General features: G+C 66.7%; 19 protein-coding genes. 11 read left to right on the top strand and 8 right to left on the bottom strand.

From position 1 onward, the window contains the following. The 5 genes from E3O57_RS08535 to E3O57_RS08515 all read left to right on the top strand — a co-directional run bounded on the left by E3O57_RS08535 (nucleotide 1) and on the right by E3O57_RS08515 (nucleotide 4051). On the top strand, nucleotides 1–327 hold the full coding sequence (locus tag E3O57_RS08535) for a non-heme iron oxygenase ferredoxin subunit (protein ID WP_088456235.1): 327 nt from the start codon (nucleotides 1–3) through the stop codon (nucleotides 325–327). Between the two features lie 84 nt (nucleotides 328–411). Continuing rightward, on the top strand, nucleotides 412–1176 hold the full coding sequence (sufC, locus tag E3O57_RS08530) for a Fe-S cluster assembly ATPase SufC (protein ID WP_088456234.1): 765 nt from the start codon (nucleotides 412–414) through the stop codon (nucleotides 1174–1176). A 4-nt stretch (nucleotides 1177–1180) separates the two neighbouring features. Beyond that, complete coding sequence (locus E3O57_RS08525) at nucleotides 1181–1510, top strand: metal-sulfur cluster assembly factor (RefSeq protein ID WP_088456233.1); 330 nt, start codon at nucleotides 1181–1183, stop codon at nucleotides 1508–1510. A gap of 171 nt (nucleotides 1511–1681) precedes the next feature. Further along, the gene (locus tag E3O57_RS08520) at nucleotides 1682–2332 is read left to right on the top strand and encodes a TetR/AcrR family transcriptional regulator (protein WP_165787952.1); all 651 of its coding nucleotides are present in this window, start codon (nucleotides 1682–1684) and stop codon (nucleotides 2330–2332) included. 120 nt (nucleotides 2333–2452) lie between these two features. Next, nucleotides 2453–4051 carry an ABC-F family ATP-binding cassette domain-containing protein gene (locus tag E3O57_RS08515; RefSeq protein WP_088456231.1) on the top strand — a complete coding sequence of 533 codons (1599 nt, stop codon included), beginning with the start codon at nucleotides 2453–2455 and terminating at the stop codon, nucleotides 4049–4051. A gap of 70 nt (nucleotides 4052–4121) precedes the next feature. Here E3O57_RS08515 and E3O57_RS08510 read toward each other — a convergent pair whose 3' ends face one another. Genes E3O57_RS08510 through E3O57_RS08500 form a run of 3 tightly spaced genes read right to left on the bottom strand, consistent with a single transcriptional unit; the run spans nucleotide 4122 to nucleotide 5556 of the window. Continuing rightward, nucleotides 4122–4964, bottom strand: a complete 843-nt coding sequence (locus tag E3O57_RS08510) for an SURF1 family protein (protein WP_103459809.1) — start codon at nucleotides 4962–4964, stop codon at nucleotides 4122–4124. Then, a complete protein-coding gene (locus tag E3O57_RS08505; RefSeq protein WP_088456229.1) occupies nucleotides 4961–5191 on the bottom strand; it encodes a hypothetical protein in 231 nt (76 codons plus the stop codon). Before E3O57_RS08505 ends, E3O57_RS08510 begins: the two co-directional genes overlap by 4 nt. Beyond that, nucleotides 5188–5556 carry a DUF3099 domain-containing protein gene (locus tag E3O57_RS08500; protein ID WP_241983658.1) on the bottom strand — a complete coding sequence of 123 codons (369 nt, stop codon included), beginning with the start codon at nucleotides 5554–5556 and terminating at the stop codon, nucleotides 5188–5190. The genes E3O57_RS08505 and E3O57_RS08500 overlap by 4 nt, the downstream gene beginning before the upstream one ends. Nucleotides 5557–5733: 177 nt before the next feature. Here E3O57_RS08500 and fabG point away from each other — a divergent pair, with 177 nt between their 5' ends. After that, entirely contained in the window at nucleotides 5734–6444 is a 711-nt protein-coding gene (fabG, locus tag E3O57_RS08495; RefSeq protein WP_088456228.1) for a 3-oxoacyl-ACP reductase FabG, read from the top strand. 54 nt (nucleotides 6445–6498) lie between these two features. Here the strand turns inward: fabG and serB are convergent, their stop codons facing one another. Beyond that, complete coding sequence (gene serB, locus E3O57_RS08490) at nucleotides 6499–7146, bottom strand: phosphoserine phosphatase SerB (protein WP_103479485.1); 648 nt, start codon at nucleotides 7144–7146, stop codon at nucleotides 6499–6501. After that, nucleotides 7143–8387 carry a glucose-1-phosphate adenylyltransferase gene (locus tag E3O57_RS08485; protein ID WP_088456226.1) on the bottom strand — a complete coding sequence of 415 codons (1245 nt, stop codon included), beginning with the start codon at nucleotides 8385–8387 and terminating at the stop codon, nucleotides 7143–7145. Before E3O57_RS08485 ends, serB begins: the two co-directional genes overlap by 4 nt. A gap of 81 nt (nucleotides 8388–8468) precedes the next feature. On the opposite strand from E3O57_RS08485, the gene glgA reads away from it, so the two are divergent. From glgA to E3O57_RS08470, 3 genes are all read left to right on the top strand, one after another. Further along, nucleotides 8469–9650 carry a glycogen synthase gene (glgA, locus tag E3O57_RS08480; protein ID WP_088456225.1) on the top strand — a complete coding sequence of 394 codons (1182 nt, stop codon included), beginning with the start codon at nucleotides 8469–8471 and terminating at the stop codon, nucleotides 9648–9650. Between the two features lie 40 nt (nucleotides 9651–9690). After that, a complete protein-coding gene (locus E3O57_RS08475; protein WP_103459806.1) occupies nucleotides 9691–10473 on the top strand; it encodes an ABC transporter ATP-binding protein in 783 nt (260 codons plus the stop codon). 133 nt (nucleotides 10474–10606) lie between these two features. After that, nucleotides 10607–10858, top strand: a complete 252-nt coding sequence (locus E3O57_RS08470) for a type B 50S ribosomal protein L31 (RefSeq protein WP_066595443.1) — start codon at nucleotides 10607–10609, stop codon at nucleotides 10856–10858. Nucleotides 10859–10923: 65 nt separating this feature from the next. Here the strand turns inward: E3O57_RS08470 and treS are convergent, their stop codons facing one another. Next, nucleotides 10924–12621 carry a maltose alpha-D-glucosyltransferase gene (gene treS / locus E3O57_RS08465; RefSeq protein ID WP_103459805.1) on the bottom strand — a complete coding sequence of 566 codons (1698 nt, stop codon included), beginning with the start codon at nucleotides 12619–12621 and terminating at the stop codon, nucleotides 10924–10926. A 145-nt stretch (nucleotides 12622–12766) separates the two neighbouring features. Between treS and E3O57_RS08460 the strand changes: the two genes are divergently transcribed. Then, complete coding sequence (locus tag E3O57_RS08460; protein WP_103479484.1) at nucleotides 12767–13696, top strand: alpha/beta fold hydrolase; 930 nt, start codon at nucleotides 12767–12769, stop codon at nucleotides 13694–13696. A gap of 20 nt (nucleotides 13697–13716) precedes the next feature. Then, a complete protein-coding gene (locus E3O57_RS08455; protein WP_103479615.1) occupies nucleotides 13717–14802 on the top strand; it encodes a glycosyltransferase family 1 protein in 1086 nt (361 codons plus the stop codon). A 110-nt stretch (nucleotides 14803–14912) separates the two neighbouring features. Here the strand turns inward: E3O57_RS08455 and E3O57_RS08450 are convergent, their stop codons facing one another. Both E3O57_RS08450 and E3O57_RS08445 read right to left on the bottom strand, forming a co-directional pair. Further along, on the bottom strand, nucleotides 14913–15482 hold the full coding sequence (locus tag E3O57_RS08450) for a histidine phosphatase family protein (RefSeq protein ID WP_241990353.1): 570 nt from the start codon (nucleotides 15480–15482) through the stop codon (nucleotides 14913–14915). A 44-nt stretch (nucleotides 15483–15526) separates the two neighbouring features. Further along, nucleotides 15527–16381 carry a Sir2 family NAD-dependent protein deacetylase gene (locus tag E3O57_RS08445; protein ID WP_088456220.1) on the bottom strand — a complete coding sequence of 285 codons (855 nt, stop codon included), beginning with the start codon at nucleotides 16379–16381 and terminating at the stop codon, nucleotides 15527–15529. Nucleotides 16382–16443 lie beyond the last annotated feature (62 nt).

Here is a 16443-nt window from a genome sequence, read left to right as displayed (position 1 = left end):
ATGGCGTCCACCAAGATTTGTGCACTCGACGAACTCGAACCCAACGAGGCCATCAAGGTTGAGATCGGCGGCGTGAACATCGCCGTCGTCCGTGACTCCCACGGCGCCGTCTTCGCCATCGGCGACACCTGCACCCACGGCGACATCTCGCTGTCGGAGGGTTTCGTCGAGGGCGACACCCTGGAATGCTGGGCGCACGGCTCGAAGTTCTCCCTGCAGACCGGGCGTCCACTGACCCTGCCGGCCTACGAGCCCGTTCCCGTCTACAAGGTCGACCTGATCGACGGCGACGTCTTCATCGATCCTCTGGTCACCATCGCCGTTTGATGCGCCCCGCCGAATAGGCACAGCCGCACCCGGCCCCACACACTGAAGCCCGCACCACGCGGACAACGAAAGAGATACTGAAAAATGTCTGTTCTTGAGATCAAAGACCTGCACGTCAGCGTCGAGACCGACCAGGGCACCAAGCAGATCCTGCGCGGCGTCAACCTCACCATCAACGAGGGCGAGATCCACGCGATCATGGGACCGAACGGTTCCGGCAAGTCCACCCTGGCGTACACGATCGCCGGTCACCCGAAGTACCACGTCGACAGCGGGTCGATCCTGCTCGACGGCGCCGAGGTGCTCACCATGACGGTCGACGAACGCGCCCGCGCGGGCCTCTTCCTGGCCATGCAGTACCCCGTCGAGATTCCGGGCGTCACGGTGACCAACTTCCTCCGCACGGCCAAGACCGCCATCGACGGCGAGGCGCCGGCGATCCGCACCTGGATCAAGGATGTCCGCGAGTCGATGGCCAAGCTGCGCATGGACAAGAGCTTCGCCGAGCGCAACGTCAACGAGGGCTTCTCCGGCGGCGAGAAGAAGCGCAACGAGATCCTGCAGCTCGAACTGCTCAAGCCCAAGTTCGCCGTCCTCGACGAGACCGACTCGGGCCTCGACGTCGACGCCCTGAAGATCGTGTCGGAGGGCGTGAACCGCGCCAAGGAGAACACCGGCCTCGGTCTGCTCCTGATCACGCACTACACGCGCATCCTGCGGTACATCAAGCCTGATTTTGTGCACGTGTTCGTTGACGGACGGATCGCCGAGCAGGGTGGCCCGGAGCTTGCCGACCGTTTGGAAGACGAAGGCTACGATCGCTTCCTCGCCGAGACGCCCGTAGGCTAGAGCCATGGTTTCGACACTCACCCCGGCGCGCTTCGACGAGATCGAAGAGGCCCTCAAGGACGTCATGGACCCGGAGCTCGGCATCAATGTCGTGGACCTCGGGCTCATCTACGACCTCGGTTGGGACGACGAGAATGATGCGCTCATAATCCACATGACTCTCACCTCGGCCGGCTGCCCGCTCACCGATGTGCTCGAGGAACAGACCGCAGAGGCGCTGGACGGCGTCGTGGAGCAGTTCCGTATCAACTGGGTGTGGATGCCGCCGTGGGGTCCGGAGAAGATCACCGACGACGGCCGCGACATGATGCGAGCCCTGGGCTTCGCGATCTGACCGACCTCAGCACCCGCACTACCTGTCCCGCGCCGGGACGGATGCCACCGCATCCGTAACCCGGCGCGGTTCGTGCGTTAACCAGCGTCGCCGCGCAATCCAGGGGGCTGGTGCCGCGCCGAATCGGTCTTTGGAACTTCATGCCAAAGAATGGAGGGGTATTCTATTCTGATGGAAACCCCACGCACACGCAGCCAAATCCGCCGAGACCTTCAGACGGCGGGCACCCGGGGGGATATCGTCACGGCCGCGGCCGACCTGATGCGGGAACACGGCTATGCGGGCACGTCGATCGCTGCCATCGCCGAACGCGGTGGCGTGGCCGTCCAAACCATCTACAACACCGTCGGCTCAAAGGTGGATGTGCTTGCCGCGGTTCTCGCCGCGGCCAATACCGCATCAAGAGCCGCCGGACGTTCCGTGGCCGAGCTCGCCGCCGGCATCAGCGGGGCCGCAACACCGGCCGCGGCCGTCGGGGCCTTGGCGGGCTGGATCGCGGCCGACAACGAACGGGCGGCGCCCCTCTACCGGGTGGTGAACGAGGCCGCCGGAACCGACCCTGAAATCCACGAACTCGAAGTCACCATGGCCGCCCGGAGTCTGCACGCCTACGCCGAAGCCGTCGGTGCCCTCCGCGCGCAGTTGGGCCTGCGGTCCGGCCTGAGCGACCACGAGGCTGCGACGTCGATCTGGGCGCTCGGTCACCCTCAGGTGTTTCACACCCTGGTTGTCGGGCTGGGCTGGTCGCGGGAAACCTACACGGCCTGGCTGCGATCCGCGCTGCCCGGAGTGCTGCCGAGCGGGCGGTTGCCGGCCCGGTAAACCCGCCTCGGCAGTATCGGTTCCGACACTTCGGCTCAGAAACGGCGCGCGAGCAAATATACTGGTGAATTGGCCACGTTCGGCCGTCTCCCACGACTCCCCTCTGAATGGACTATTGCTGTGCTCAGTGTGCAAGATCTCGAAATCCGAGTTGGGGCGCGCGTCCTCATGGAGGACGTGAGCTTCCGGGTGTCCGCCGGCGACAAGATCGGCCTGGTCGGCCGGAACGGCGCAGGCAAGACCACGCTGACGAAGACCCTGGCGGGGGAGACCATGCCGACCAAGGGCAAGATCGAGCGGTCAGGTGAGATCGGGTACCTGCCGCAGGACCCCCGCTCCGGCGACCCCGACATGCTCGCGCGCACCCGCATCCTCGATGCCCGTGGGCTCGGCACCATCTCGCTCGGTCTCACCCAGGCCGGCATCGAGATGGGCTCGACCGACAGCAAGACCAGCGAACGGGCGATGAAGCGCTACGGCACCCTCACGGACGAGTTCAACGCGCTCGGCGGCTACGCGGCCGAGGCCGAAGCGGCGTCGATCGCCAGCAACCTGAACCTGCCCGACCGGATCCTCGACCAGCCACTGCGCACCCTCTCCGGTGGCCAGCGCCGTCGTATCGAACTGGCCCGCATCCTCTTCTCCGCTGCCGAGACCATGATCCTCGACGAGCCCACTAACCACCTGGACGCCGATTCAGTGGTGTGGCTGCGCGAGTTCGTGAAGAACTACCGTGGCGGCTGCATCATCATCAGCCACGACATCGAACTCGTCGGCGACACCGTCAACCGGGTGTTCTACCTCGATGCCAACCGCATGGTCATCGACATCTACAACATGAACTGGAAGAACTACCAGCGCCAGCGCGTCGCCGACGCCGACCGTCGTAAAAAGGAACGCGCCAACGCCGAAAAGAAGGCGTCGACCCTGCAGCTGCAGGCCGCCAAGTTCGGCGCCAAGGCCAGCAAGGCCGCCGCCGCGCACCAGATGGTTGCCCGCGCCGAGAAGCTGCTCTCCGGCCTCGACGCCGTGCGCGCAGTCGACAGGGTCGCCAAGCTGCGCTTCCCCGAGCCTGCCCCGTGCGGTCGTACCCCGCTGATGGCTACCGACCTCTCGAAGAGCTACGGCTCGTTGGAGATCTTCGCGGCCGTCGACCTCGCCATCGACCGTGGTTCCAAAGTTGTCATCCTGGGCCTCAACGGTGCCGGTAAGACGACCCTGCTGCGGATGCTCGCCGGCGTGGACAAGCCCGACACCGGCGAAATCGTGCCAGGTCACGGCCTGCGGATCGGTTACTTCGCCCAGGAACACGAGACCATCGACGTGAAGCGCAGCGTGCTGCAGAACATGATCTCCTCCTCCCCGAACATCACCGAGATGGAAGCCCGGCGGGTGCTCGGTTCGTTCCTGTTCACCGGCGACGACTCGCACAAGCCTGCCGGGGTTCTCTCCGGCGGAGAGAAGACCCGTCTGGCCCTGGCCATGATCGTGGTCTCCGGCGCCAACGTGCTGCTGCTCGACGAACCCACCAACAACCTGGACCCGGCCAGCCGTGAAGAGATCCTGGATGCCCTGGCGCACTTCACCGGCGCTGTGGTGTTGGTCAGCCACGATGAGGGTGCTGTTGAGGCGCTGAACCCCGAGCGGGTGCTCATCATGCCCGACGGCACGGAGGACCACTGGAACAAGGACTACCTGGACCTGATCACGCTGGCCTGATGCAGCACAAGAAAACCCGCCGTCCCTCACGGGGCGGCGGGTTTTTTCGTTTCCCGGCGAGCTGACCAGGCTAAGGGCGCTGATCGATCAGCTCGTCCTCGATCTCGGCATCGCTGCGCGGCCTGGCCGCCTGGCGACGGGCACGCTCAGCGGCCCGGTCCTGCTCCTCCGGGACGTCGGCGTTGACGGTGCGATACTCCTGCCGGGCGGCCCAGCCGAGACCGATGAAGGCCATCAGGGCGAAGACGAACCACTGGAAGGCGTAGGAGAGGTGCGGGCCCTCATCGCGGACCGGGCGAGTGACGGCCGTCGGCCGGTCGGCTGGAGCCGGGTCCTCCGATTTCATCAGGCCGTACGCGCCGGTGTAGGTCTCGGTGCCGAGGCGGTCGGCGATCTCGGTCAGGTTAATCGTGGCGATCTGGTTTCCGCTGGCGCTGCGCCCCGCCAATGACGGCTCGCCCTGCTTAAGGCGGGCGATCACGGTGACCTCACCGGAGGGGGCCTGGGGCACGGCGTCCGGTGCGTTCTGGTTTTCGCCGGTGGGAATCCAGCCGCGGTTGACGATGAAGACATCGCCGTTGGTCAGCAGCAGGGGAGTGAGCACCTCGAATCCCGGGTTGATGTTCAGCGGCCGGTTGCGCACGAGGAGTTCCTCGTCGGTGAGATAGGTTCCGGTCAGTGTGACGGGCAACCACTTCTGGGATTCCTCGAAGGAGTCCAGCGTGGGCAGGGCCTCGGTGATGGGCACCCCCTCGGCGTCGAAGTTCGCATCCACCCGGCTGATCTCGGCCTGCGCCTCCGCACGGCGGGCGAGCTGCCAGGTGCCCAGCCCCGAACACACGACGGCGAACACGATCGTGAGCGCGAGGTAGCCGGCCCATTGCCTGGAGAGCAGGAATCGCCAGCCGTTCACGCCGGTTCCGCTTCATCGAGAGTGAGAGCGCTCACCCGGAGCGGGAAATCGCGGGTCAAGAGAAAGTCGCGCAGGAACTCGAGGTGCTCGTCGCAGGCCAGCCAGGTCTTGACCCGGTCCTCCGCGTGGATGCGGGGATTGCGCCAGTCCAGGCGCCAGAGCGCGGTGTCCCGGCAGCCGGCGCGGGAACAACTGGTCGTTTCCGGTGCTGCGCCGAATCCAATCACCGGGGGTCCTTGCTGTCGTGTGGAGCGCTGTCGTCTGCGCTGCTGTCGTCTGCGCTGCTGTCGTCTGTGCTGCTGTCATCCGGACCAGTCGCGCCGGGGCGGGGGAGCACGGCCACCGCGCCGGGACGCAGCACGGTCTGGGACCGTTGGTCGCCATGTACGTTCGCGGCGATGACCGCGAAGTACGGCAGCAGGATGGCCCCGAGCGCGCAGACCACCAACCACCAGCCCTGAACGAAGAGCATCATCACGATACACACCATGCGGATACCCATGGTCACGGTGTACCGGATCATGCGGCGTCGCCGCTCCTCCTCCGGCGACAGAGGGAGCGTCGTAATCGACTGCTGCTGCTGCTTCATCATGCCCATCGCTCAACTGACGGTGACGATCTCAACCGTCCGGGGTCCCATTACGCCTGTCTGCGCGCTGATTCAAGACTACGTCCACTGTCCGTTCCCCGGGTCCGATCACGGGACGCTCTAAGCTAAATGAATCTGTGCCCGCCGATCGGCGGGCGTTCCCACTGAAAGGACCGCGCCATGGCGACCGCACGAACAGTTCTGGTAACGGGAGGCAACCGCGGCATCGGCTACGCCATCGCCGAGGAATTCCTCGCCAAGGGCCACAGGGTCGCCATCACCGCCCGCTCGGGCGAAGGCCCGGCCGGAAGCCTCACCGTGCGTGCAGACGTCACCGACTACGCCTCCATCGACGCCGCCTTCACCGAAATCGAGGCCGCCTACGGCCCCGTGGAGGTCGTCGTGGCCAACGCCGGAATCACCAAGGACACCCTGCTGATGCGTATGTCGGAGGAGGACTTCACCTCGGTCATCGACACCAACCTCAGCGGAGCGTTCCGGGTGGTGAAGCGGGCCTCGAAGGGCATGCTCAAGGCGAGGTTCGGCCGGATCGTGCTGATTTCCAGCGTCGTGGGCCTCTACGGTTCCGCCGGACAGGTCAACTACTCGTCGTCCAAGAGCGGCCTGGTCGGCCTGGCCCGGTCCGTCACCCGCGAACTCGGTGCCCGCGGCATCACCGCGAACGTCGTCGCCCCCGGTTTCATCGAGACCGATATGACGGCCGCACTGCCCGAGGCACAGCAGGCCGAGTACAAGCGCAACATCCCGGCCGGCAGGTTCGCGTCCCCGAGCGAGGTCGCCCGGGTGGTCAGTTGGATCGCCGGTGACGACGCGGCGTACATCTCCGGCGCCGTGATCCCCGTTGACGGTGGACTGGGCATGGGCCACTAGGCCGTAGCCGCGGACCACAGACGACTGGACCGACCCGGGCAACCCCGGGTCGGGTCAGCCGCGCAGACCCAGCAGCGGCAGTATCTGGCTGAGGTCGGCGGTGTCGATGACCAGGTCAGCCGAGCGGCGGACCACGGGTTTGGCGTTGAAAGCGACTCCCAGGCCGGCCACCCGCATCATGGTGAGATCGTTGGCACCGTCCCCGACGGCGACGGTCCCGCACAGGTCGATGCCGTCCAGGGCCGCCCATTCGGTGAGCGCGTGCGCCTTGGCCGTGGCATCGATGATCGGACCGATCAGACCGCCGGTCAACCGGCCGTCCCGCACCTCGAGACGGTTGGCCCGCCAGTGGTCGAGGCCCAGGGTCTCGGCCAGCGGGTCCAGCAGTTCGTGGAAGCCGCCCGAGACGACCCCGACCCGGCTACCGCCGGCGTGTAAACCGTCGATGAGCGCGTGCACCCCGGTGGTGGGGCGGATGAGTGCGCCCACCTCGGCGAAGACATCGGTCGACAGGCCGGCCAGGGTGGCCACCCGCTGCCGCAGGCTCGCCGCGAAATCAAGCTCGCCGCGCATGGCGCGGTCGGTCACCTCGGCCACCAGGGCGAGGGAACCGGCCGCGTCGGCGAGAAGCTCGATGACTTCGTTCTCGATGAGGGTCGAATCGGCATCAAGGACGACCAGGAATCGGGCTGCAGGGATCACGGGTGGACGTGCACGCCCTTGCCGACCACGGTGATCCCGGATTCGGTGACGCTGAAGCCCCGCGCGAGGTCACGGTCCCGGTCGACGCCGATGGCGGCGCCCTCCGCAACGATGACGTCCTTGTCGAGGATGGCGCGGTGCACGACGGCGCCCGGACGAATCTGCACCCTGTCGAACACGATCGAGTCCACCACGTGGGCGCCGGAGTCGATGACGGCCCACGGGCCGACGACGCTGCGTTCCAGGTGCGCGCCGGAGATGACGCAGCCCAGCGACACTATGGAGTCGATGGCGGTACCGAGGGAGCCCTTGCTGTCGCGCACGAACTTGGCCGGCGGAGAGTTCAGCTGCTGGCTGAAGATCGGCCAGCTCTGGTTGTACAGGTTGAACACCGGCAGGGCGGAGATCAGGTCCTGGTGGGCCTCGAAGAACGAGTCGATGGTGCCCACGTCGCGCCAGTAATAGCGGTCGCGGTCGGTCGACCCCGGCACGTCGTTGCGCTGCAGGTCGTATACACCGGCCTCACCACGTGAGACGAAGTCGGGAACGATGTCGCCACCCATGTCATGGCTGGAATCGGTGCGTTCGCCGTCGCGGCGCACGGCCTCGATCAGGGCATCGGCGTTGAAGACGTAGTTGCCCATCGAGGCGAAGACCTCGTGCGGCGCGTCGGCGAGCCCGACGGCGTCCTTGGGCTTCTCCAGGAAGTCCTTGATCCGGTCCGGGGTGGCGGCATCCACTTCGATGACGCCGAACTGGTCGGCCAGGCCGATCGGCTGGCGGATGGCGGCGACGGTCGCCTGCGCACCGGACGCGATGTGCGCCTCGATCATCTGTGAGAAGTCCATCCGGTAGACGTGGTCGGCACCGACCACGACGACGATGTCGGGCTTCTCATCGTGGATGAGGTTCAGGCTCTGCAGGATGGCGTCGGCCGAGCCGCTGAACCAGCGCTTACCGAGCCGCTGCTGGGCCGGGACCGAGGCGATGTAGGAGTTGAACAGGCCCCCGGACACGTGCCAAGTCTGCGAGACGTGGCGGTCGAGGCTGTGCGACTTGTACTGGGTGAGCACGACGATCTGGGTGACACCGGAGTTGATCAGGTTCGACAGCGCGAAGTCGATCAGACGGTAATGCCCTCCAAACGGTACAGCTGGCTTAGCGCGGTCTTCGGTCAACGGCATCAGCCGTTTCCCCTCGCCGCCTGCGAGAACGATTCCAAAGATCTTCTTGGCCTTCATACCTTCACAGTAGGGCCATACGGGGGGAACGACCAGCGTGTGGGGGTGTGTCCGTCGTTCAGCCTGCGCTAGTTTTACTGCATGCGCGTCGATCTGCTTACCAAGGAATACCCGCCCGAGATCTACGGAGGAGCCGGCGTCCACGTCGCCGAGCTGGTCAAGGCCCTCCGTACCGACATCGATGTCACCGTGCGGTGTTTCGGTGCCCAGCGGGCCGAAGCCGACACCGTCGCCTACGGCGTCCCGGCCGAACTCGCCGACGCCAATGCCACGCTGACCACGCTCGGCGTGGACCTGCAGATGGCCCAGGACGTGCAGGGCGCCGATGTGGTGCACTCGCACACCTGGTACGCCAACGGTGCCGGCCACATCGCCAAGCTGCTGCACGGCGTGCCCCACGTCGTCACGGCGCACAGCCTCGAACCGCTGCGCCCGTGGAAGGCCGAGCAGCTCGGCGGCGGCTACCGCGTGTCGAGCTGGATCGAGAAGACCGCCTTCGAGGCGGCGGATGCCGTCATCGCTGTCAGCGGCGGAATGCGCGCCGACATCCTCCGCAGCTACCCGGCGCTGGATGAGTCGCGGGTGCACGTTGTCTACAACGGCATCGACCTCGACCGGTGGAAGCCGACCACCGACGATGACGTCGTTCGCGCCCTGGGGATCGATCCCGACCGGCCTTCCGTCGTGTTCGTCGGCCGGATCACCCGCCAGAAGGGTCTGCCGTACCTGTTGCGTGCGGCCGCCCTGCTGCCGCCGGAGGTGCAGCTCGTGCTGTGTGCCGGCGCCCCCGACACCCCCGGCATCCTCGCCGAGGTGACCGAGCTGGTCGAGGCTCTGCAACGCGAACGTTCCGGTGTGGTGTGGATCGACAGGCTGCTTCCGCAGCACGAACTGTCGGCCGTGCTCACCGCCGGAACCGTTTTCGTCTGCCCGTCGGTGTACGAGCCGCTGGGCATCGTCAACCTTGAAGCCATGGCCTGCGGTCTGCCCGTCGTCGGCACCGCAACCGGCGGCATCCCCGAGGTCGTGGCGGATGGCGTGACGGGACGTCTGGTACCGATCAACCAGCTCACCGACGGCACCGGCACCCCGACCGACCCTGACATCTTCGTGTCCGATCTGGCCCGGACCCTCACCGAGGTGTTGGCCGACCCCGCCCTGGCGGCGCAGATGGGCCGCGCCGGCCGAGTGCGTGCTGAGGAAATGTTCAGTTGGGGTCAGATCGCCGCGAGCACTCGGGAGATTTACGCCGCGCTGCTCTAGCGTGACCGGGGGCCCGGGCGGCGCCCGATAACATGGCTGTATGGTCAACGTTCTTCACTTCACCGGAGTTTCCGTCGTCCGGGGTGGCACAACCATCCTGGACTCAGTGGATTGGAGCGTCGACGGCGATCAGCGCTGGGTGATCCTGGGCCCCAACGGTGCCGGTAAGACCACCACGCTGCAGATCGCGGCCGCGCTCATCCATCCCTCCCAGGGAACGGCCGAGGTCCTCGAAGAGCCGCTGGGCGGTAGCGACCTGTTCGAACTGCGTCCGCGGATCGGCTTCGCGTCCACCGCCATGGCCCGCCGGGTGCCCGCCGGTGAGACCGTTCTGAACGTGGTGATGACCGCCGCATACTCGGTCACCGGCCGCTGGAACGAGGAATACGAGGAGATCGACGAGCGTCGCGCCCAGCGCGTCCTCGGCGAATGGAAGCTGGATCACCTCGCCGACCGTAAGTTCGGCACCCTCAGCGACGGCGAGCAGAAGCGGGTGCAGATCGCCAGGTCCATCATGACCGACCCGGAGATCCTGCTTCTGGACGAACCGGCCGCCAGCCTCGACCTCGGTGCCAGGGAAGAACTGCTGCGCCTGCTCAGCGGATACGCGAGCGAGCCCAACTCCCCGGCCATCATCATGGTCACCCACCACGTGGAGGAAATCCCGCGTGGATTCACCCACGTGCTGCTGCTTGCCGGCGGCAAGGTCGTCAGCGCGGGCCCCCTGGCCGAGGCGCTGACCTCCGACACTCTCACCGAGGCGTTCGGTCTCCCGATCGAACTCACCGAGACCGACGGACGCTATGCGGCACGCGCAATCTGAGCTTTCCAGCGTCTGGCCACTCCCGGCCTCAAGATTCTGCTAAACTCGGTAGCTGGTCCTCGTGACCGATACACTTTTCTGCCGCAACCGGCGAGCCAGATCCCACCCATCGAAACGCAACAAGGAAGTCTCCATGAAGTCTGACATTCACCCCACATACGCTCCCGTGGTCTTCCGCGACCTCGCGTCGGGTGCGACGTTCCTTACCCGTTCGACGGTCTCCAGCTCGAAGACCATCGAGTGGGAAGACGGCACCACGTACCCGGTCATCGACGTGGAAATCTCCTCCGAGTCGCACCCGTTCTACACGGGCAAGCAGCGCATCATGGACTCCGCCGGACGCGTGGAGAAGTTCAACTCGCGCTACAAGGGCTTCGGCAAGTAACCACGCCGCATTACGCCTGAAGGGCGACCTGCTGAGGCAGGTCGCCCTTTTTTTGCGCCCTCCGGTCAGCCGCAGTGCAACCAGTAAAAGCTCTGCGCACCCAGGGTGAGGGTGAGCCCGCCCTCCTCGTCGAAGGAGGGGAACACGGCCCCGCCGAAGATGTCGTAGAGCCGGGTGCCCGCCAGGTCGGGTTCCTGGATCCGGAACGCGACGGGGTTGTGCGCGAAACTGAACACGCAGAGCAGGGTCTCCGGCTGGTCGCCGAAGCTCGACCCCGAACCGGCGTACACCCTGGTGAACGCCAGGATGGACTCGTGATCGGTGGACAGCACGGTGAGCGACCCCAACCCGAACGCTGGATGGTTGGTGCGTACGTGGATGACGTTGCGGATCCAGTGCAGCAGCGAACCGGACTGCGCGAGGTGGGATTCGACGTTGGTCTGGCCGAAGTTGTAGACCAGTGACTGCACAACCGGCAGGTACAACTTGCCGGGGTCCGCCGCCGAGAACCCGCCGTTGCGGTCCGGTGTCCACTGCATCGGCGTGCGGGAGCTGTCCCGGTCGGGCAGCCAGATGTTGTCGCCCATCCCGATCTCATCGCCGTAGTACAAAAACGGGCTCCCCGGCAGGGAGAACAGCAGGGCGTGGGCCAGTTCGAGTTCCGAGCGGCTGTTGTCCAGCAGCGGTGCCAGGCGACGGCGGATACCGATATTGGCGCGCATGCGTGGGTCGTAGGCGTACCAGCCGTACATCGCCTGCCGGTACTGCTCGCTGACCATCTCCAGGGTGAGTTCGTCGTGGTTGCGCAGGAATACCGCCCAGCCGGCGCCCTCGGGGATGTCGGTCGTTTCGGAGAGCACCCGCACGAGCTCATCGGCGCGCTGGGAGCGCAGCGAATAGAAGATCCTGGGCATCACCGGGAAGTCGAAGGCCATGTGGCACTCCGGCTCATCCTCGGTACCGAAGAAGGCGGCCACCTCCCGCGGCCACTGGTTGGCTTCGGCGATCATGATGCGCCCCGGATAGTCCCGGTCCACAATGGCCCGCAGCCGTCTGATGAACTCGTGCGTCAGCGGCTCGCCCTCGCCGTTGCCCTCGTCCGACTCGTACAGATAGGGGATCGCGTCCAACCTGAACCCGTCAACGCCCAGGTCCAGCCAGTACCGGACCACGCCGAGGATTGCGTCGTGCACGGCCGGGTTGTCGTAGTTCAGGTCGGGCTGGTGGGAGAAGAACCTGTGGAAGTAGAACTGACGCCGGACGGAGTCGAAAGCCCAGTTCGAGTCCTCGGTGTCCGTGAAGATGATCCGGATGTCCGGGTACTTGCCGTCGTCGTCGCTCCACACATAGAAGTCACCGAACTCTCCGTCGGGCTGCTGCCTGGATTGTTGGAACCACGGGTGCTGGTCGGAGGTGTGGTTGAGCGGCAGGTCGATGACGATGCGCATGTTGCGCTCGTGCGCCTTCGTGACGAGTTCCTTGAACTCGTCGAGTGTGCCGAACTCAGGCAGGATCGTGCGGTAGTCGGCCACGTCGTAGCCGCCGTCACGCAGCGGGGACGTGAAGAACGGTGGGATCCACAGCGCGTCGATACCCAGCCACTGCAGGTAGTCCAGCTTCGATATCAGCCCGGACAGGTCCCCGGTGCCATCCGCGTTGCTGTCGAGGAATGACCGGACCATCACCTCATAGAACACCGCGCGACGGTACCACCTTGGATCGAGGGTCAACCCGGGCAGCTGGATGGGTGCGGTGAAGCTCACGGCGTTCCTTCCGTCCCTGACGCGGCCGTGGCCGGGGCGGCCACCACCCGACGCGGATGTGGATGGTGCAGATACGACCGATTCTAGGTCGATCGGTGCAACTTCGGTCGGGCCACTCGCTCGCCGCCAGCCTAAACTGGGAGCGATGATCGTTCCTTCGCCCTACGCCGACCTGCTCACCCTCATGGACGCGCGCGCCCACACCCTCGCCGTGCTGGGCAGCGACACCCGCTACTGGGAGTACGGAGACCCCAGAAGCCCGACGACAATCGTGATGGTGCACGGGTTCCGCGGCGACCACCACGGCCTTGAAGCCGTCGTCGCCCAGCTCCAGGGCCTGCGCATCATCTCGCCGGACCTACCCGGTTTCGGCGAATCGGCGGCATTCGACACGGCACCGCACTCCATCGACTCCTATGCCGCCTGGCTGGCCGAGTTCCTGCGCCTCCTGGCGCTGCCCGGCCGGGTCGTGGTCCTCGGCCACTCGTTCGGGTCGATCGTCGTCGCCGCGGCCGCCGCGGCACCGGGCGGCCTGCCCGCCCAGGAACTGGTACTGGTCAACCCGATCGCCGCCCCCGCCCTGTCCGGGCCCCGGGGCATCCTGACCCGGCTTGCCGTCTTCTACTACTGGCTGGCGTCCAAGCTTCCCGAACGGCTCGGGTTCGCGCTCCTGCGCAACCGGGTGATCGTGCGGGTGATGAGCATCACCATGGCCAAAACCCGGAGTCGGCAACGGCGACGCTGGATCCACAACCAGCACGACAGGTACTTCTCCGCTTTCGCGGACCGGACGGTCGTGCTGGAGGCGTTCACGGCATCCGTCAGCCACGACGTCAGCGAATACGCCGCCGCCATCGATACCCATACCCTGCTGATCGCCGCCGAGAAGGATGACATCACCCCGGTGCCCGCCCAGGTTCGGCTGCGCGCCCAGTTCCCGGATGCCCGGCTGCACGTCCTGCCCGGGGTAGGCCACCTCATCCACTACGAGGTTCCGGAGGACGCGGCGCAAGCCCTGCGTGCCTTCCTCGATCCGGTCCGCCCGGCCGGCGCACCCGAAGCAGCCGCGTCGTGACGGCCTCGGCCTCTCGCCCCCTGCGGATAGTCTTCGACTGCCGCTACACCCGGATCGACCGGCACGACGGCATCAGCCGGTACACCGCCGGTCTGGTCACCGAACTGGGCCGACTGCATCCGGTGACGATGCTGATCAGCGACCACCGGCAGCTGGCAATGTTGCCGGCGCTGCCGTGGCAACTCGTGCGTTCGCCCACCAGCCTGCTGGAACCGCTGGTGGCCCTGACCGTGAACAGGCTGGCCCCCGACATCGTGTTCAGCCCGATGCAGACAATGGGTTCGTGGGGCAGGCGCTACAAGCTGGTGCTGACCGTGCACGACCTGATCTACTACCGCAATCGCACCCCGCCGCGAGACTTCTCCATCGGTATCCGCCTGCTCTGGCGGCTGTACCACCTGTCCTGGGTGCCCCAACGGATGCTGCTGAACCGGTCCGACGGCGTCGTGACGGTGTCCGAAACCACCGGCGCGCTGATCAACCGCCACCGGCTCACCCGCCGGCCGGTCTCCGTGGTGCCCAACGCGGCCGATTCCGTCGCCGCGGCGGCGGCGCCGAGTGAGCGATCCGGACCGGAGACCACACGCCTGATCTACATGGGTTCGTTCATGCCCTACAAGAACGTGGACACCCTGGTGCGAGCAGCCGCGGCCCTGCCCGGGTATGAGCTGCACCTGCTCAGCCGCGTCGGTGACGCCGAACGCGCCCGGCTGACCGCCCTCGCCCCTCAGGCGACGTTGGTCTTCCACAACGGAGTCAGTGACGAGGAATACGTCTCCCTGCTGTCCAGCGCCACGGCCCTGGTGACGACGTCCCTCGACGAGGGCTTCGGCATCCCCCTGGTCGAGGCGATGAGCCTGGGCATTCCGGTGCTGGTGAGCGATATCCCCATCTTCCGGGAGATCGGCGGCGATGCGGCCGGCTATGTCCCGCCGCTGGACCCGGATGCGATGGCGGCCGCGGTGCGCGGACTCGAGGCGCCGGGGGAGTGGCTGAGCCGTTCACGGCTCTCCGTGATTCAGGCCGGGCGTTTCACCTGGGCCGAGTCCGCCGAACGGCTGCTCCGGGTGCTGCAGAGCACCCAGGCGGCCTCCCGCCGACGCTGACCGCGGTTTACGGCGCGGTACAGCGCGGTCTCCCAGCGCGGTCTCCCAGCGCGGTCTCCCAGCGCGGTCTGCCAGCGCGGTCTCCCAGCGCGGTCTCCCAGCGCGGTCTTTCAGCGCGCCGAAACGACGTCCTCCAGCTGGAGCCGGCCGCTCTCCCAGCGGAACTCGTGAATCGAACCGTTCGGGATGAGCTCACCCGCGGCCGGCCTGGTGCCCTCCGTGGCGTAGCGGAGAAGCGTGCCGATCACACCGCCATGGCAGACCACAACCACCTCCCGCCCAGCGTAGGTCCGGGCGACGTCTTCCAACGCCGGCAGCACCCGGTCGAGCACGGCCTGGCGGGTTTCGAGTCCCGGCACCGAGGAACCGTCCGGGAACCGCGCCTGGCGTTGGGCAAAGGTCAGCCCCTCGATCTGGCCGTGGTGACGCTCGGTCAGCTCGGGAACAACGAGCGGCGCCGGGAGGTCCAGCTCACCGGCGATGATCCTGGCGCTTTCGTGCGCACGCAGCAGAGGACTGGTCACGACAGCGTCCCAGTGGCGACGGCTCAGCCGCAGACCGGTTTCCGCCGCCTGAGACCGGCCCGTGGAATTCAGCGGGATGTCAGTGCTGCCCTGGATCCGTCTTTCGAGATTCCAGTCGGTCTGGCCGTGCCTGACAATCGCGAACTTGGTGATCACAACGCTGCCTTCTGCTGGACGGGTGCTGCTCGGCGGCTGGCCGGCTAGAGGTCGGTGAGTCTGCTCACCAACCCGGCGAACGTCTCCGACGTGCCTGCCTCCAGTTTAACCAGGGCGCGCCCGTCGCCCTTGGTCGGCCCGCGGTTGATCACCACGATGGGCAGCTTGCGGCGCCTGGCCTGCTCGAGCAGCCGGATCCCCGAATTCACCGCGAGTGAGGAGCCCGCCACGATCAGGGCGTCCGCCGCCCGCACCAACGCGGCCGCCGCGGTGAACTTCCCGGTCGGGACCAGCTCACCGAAGAACACCACATTGGGTTTGAGCAGTCCGCCGCACACTGAGCAGTCAGGCACGATGAAATTGTCGATGTCAACCACGATGGCGTCGCCGTCCGGTGCGATCTCGACCTGGTCAGGGTCCGCAAGCACCGGGTTGTGGGTCTCCAGGCGGGCGGCGATGCTGTCCCGGCCGAAGGCCTGCCCGCAGGAGAGGCAGACGACCAGGTCCATGGATCCGTGCAGGTCGACGACGTGCCGGGACCCGGCTCGGGTGTGCAGGCCGTCGACGTTCTGGGTGATGATGCCGCTGACCAGGCCGGCCGTTTCGAGGGCGACGAGGGACCGGTGCCCCAGATTGGGTTCGGCCGCCCGGAACCGGTGCCAGCCCAGGTGGCTGCCGGCCCAGTACCGCTTGCGCGCCCGTTCGTCGGCGAGGAAGGTCTGGAACGTCATCGGCACTCGCACCGGGGCGCCCGCCCCGCGGTAGTCGGGGATTCCGGAATCGGTGCTCACCCCGGCTCCGGTGAGGACCGCCGTGCGCCGGCCGCGCAGGATCGCGGCCACGGCGTCGAGGTCTTCTCCGGCCGCCGCCGACGTCGTCAGGACAGTCTCGGCCGTCATGATGCTCCATCCTCGTCCGTCGCCGCCGGCCGGGCCCCGGGGGAGCTGGCGTGGCGCCGATG

The organism is Cryobacterium sp. TMN-39-2 (assembly GCF_004402745.1).
GTDB lineage: Bacteria > Actinomycetota > Actinomycetes > Actinomycetales > Microbacteriaceae > Cryobacterium > Cryobacterium zongtaii.
The sequence above is the reverse complement of the archived record's forward strand: the minus strand, read 5'-3'. Positions and strand labels throughout refer to the sequence as shown.

Coding starts and splice junctions, on each gene's coding strand:
- E3O57_RS08535 (WP_088456235.1), top strand. CDS start 1: ATGGCGTCCACCAAGATTTGTGCACTCGACGAACTCGAACCCAACGAG.
- sufC (WP_088456234.1), top strand. CDS start 412: ATGTCTGTTCTTGAGATCAAAGACCTGCACGTCAGCGTCGAGACCGAC.
- E3O57_RS08525 (WP_088456233.1), top strand. CDS start 1,181: ATGGTTTCGACACTCACCCCGGCGCGCTTCGACGAGATCGAAGAGGCC.
- E3O57_RS08520 (WP_165787952.1), top strand. CDS start 1,682: ATGGAAACCCCACGCACACGCAGCCAAATCCGCCGAGACCTTCAGACG.
- E3O57_RS08500 (WP_241983658.1), bottom strand. CDS start 5,556: ATGATGAAGCAGCAGCAGCAGTCGATTACGACGCTCCCTCTGTCGCCG.
- fabG (WP_088456228.1), top strand. CDS start 5,734: ATGGCGACCGCACGAACAGTTCTGGTAACGGGAGGCAACCGCGGCATC.
- E3O57_RS08485 (WP_088456226.1), bottom strand. CDS start 8,387: ATGAAGGCCAAGAAGATCTTTGGAATCGTTCTCGCAGGCGGCGAGGGG.
- glgA (WP_088456225.1), top strand. CDS start 8,469: ATGCGCGTCGATCTGCTTACCAAGGAATACCCGCCCGAGATCTACGGA.
- E3O57_RS08475 (WP_103459806.1), top strand. CDS start 9,691: ATGGTCAACGTTCTTCACTTCACCGGAGTTTCCGTCGTCCGGGGTGGC.
- E3O57_RS08470 (WP_066595443.1), top strand. CDS start 10,607: ATGAAGTCTGACATTCACCCCACATACGCTCCCGTGGTCTTCCGCGAC.
- E3O57_RS08460 (WP_103479484.1), top strand. CDS start 12,767: ATGATCGTTCCTTCGCCCTACGCCGACCTGCTCACCCTCATGGACGCG.
- E3O57_RS08445 (WP_088456220.1), bottom strand. CDS start 16,381: ATGACGGCCGAGACTGTCCTGACGACGTCGGCGGCGGCCGGAGAAGAC.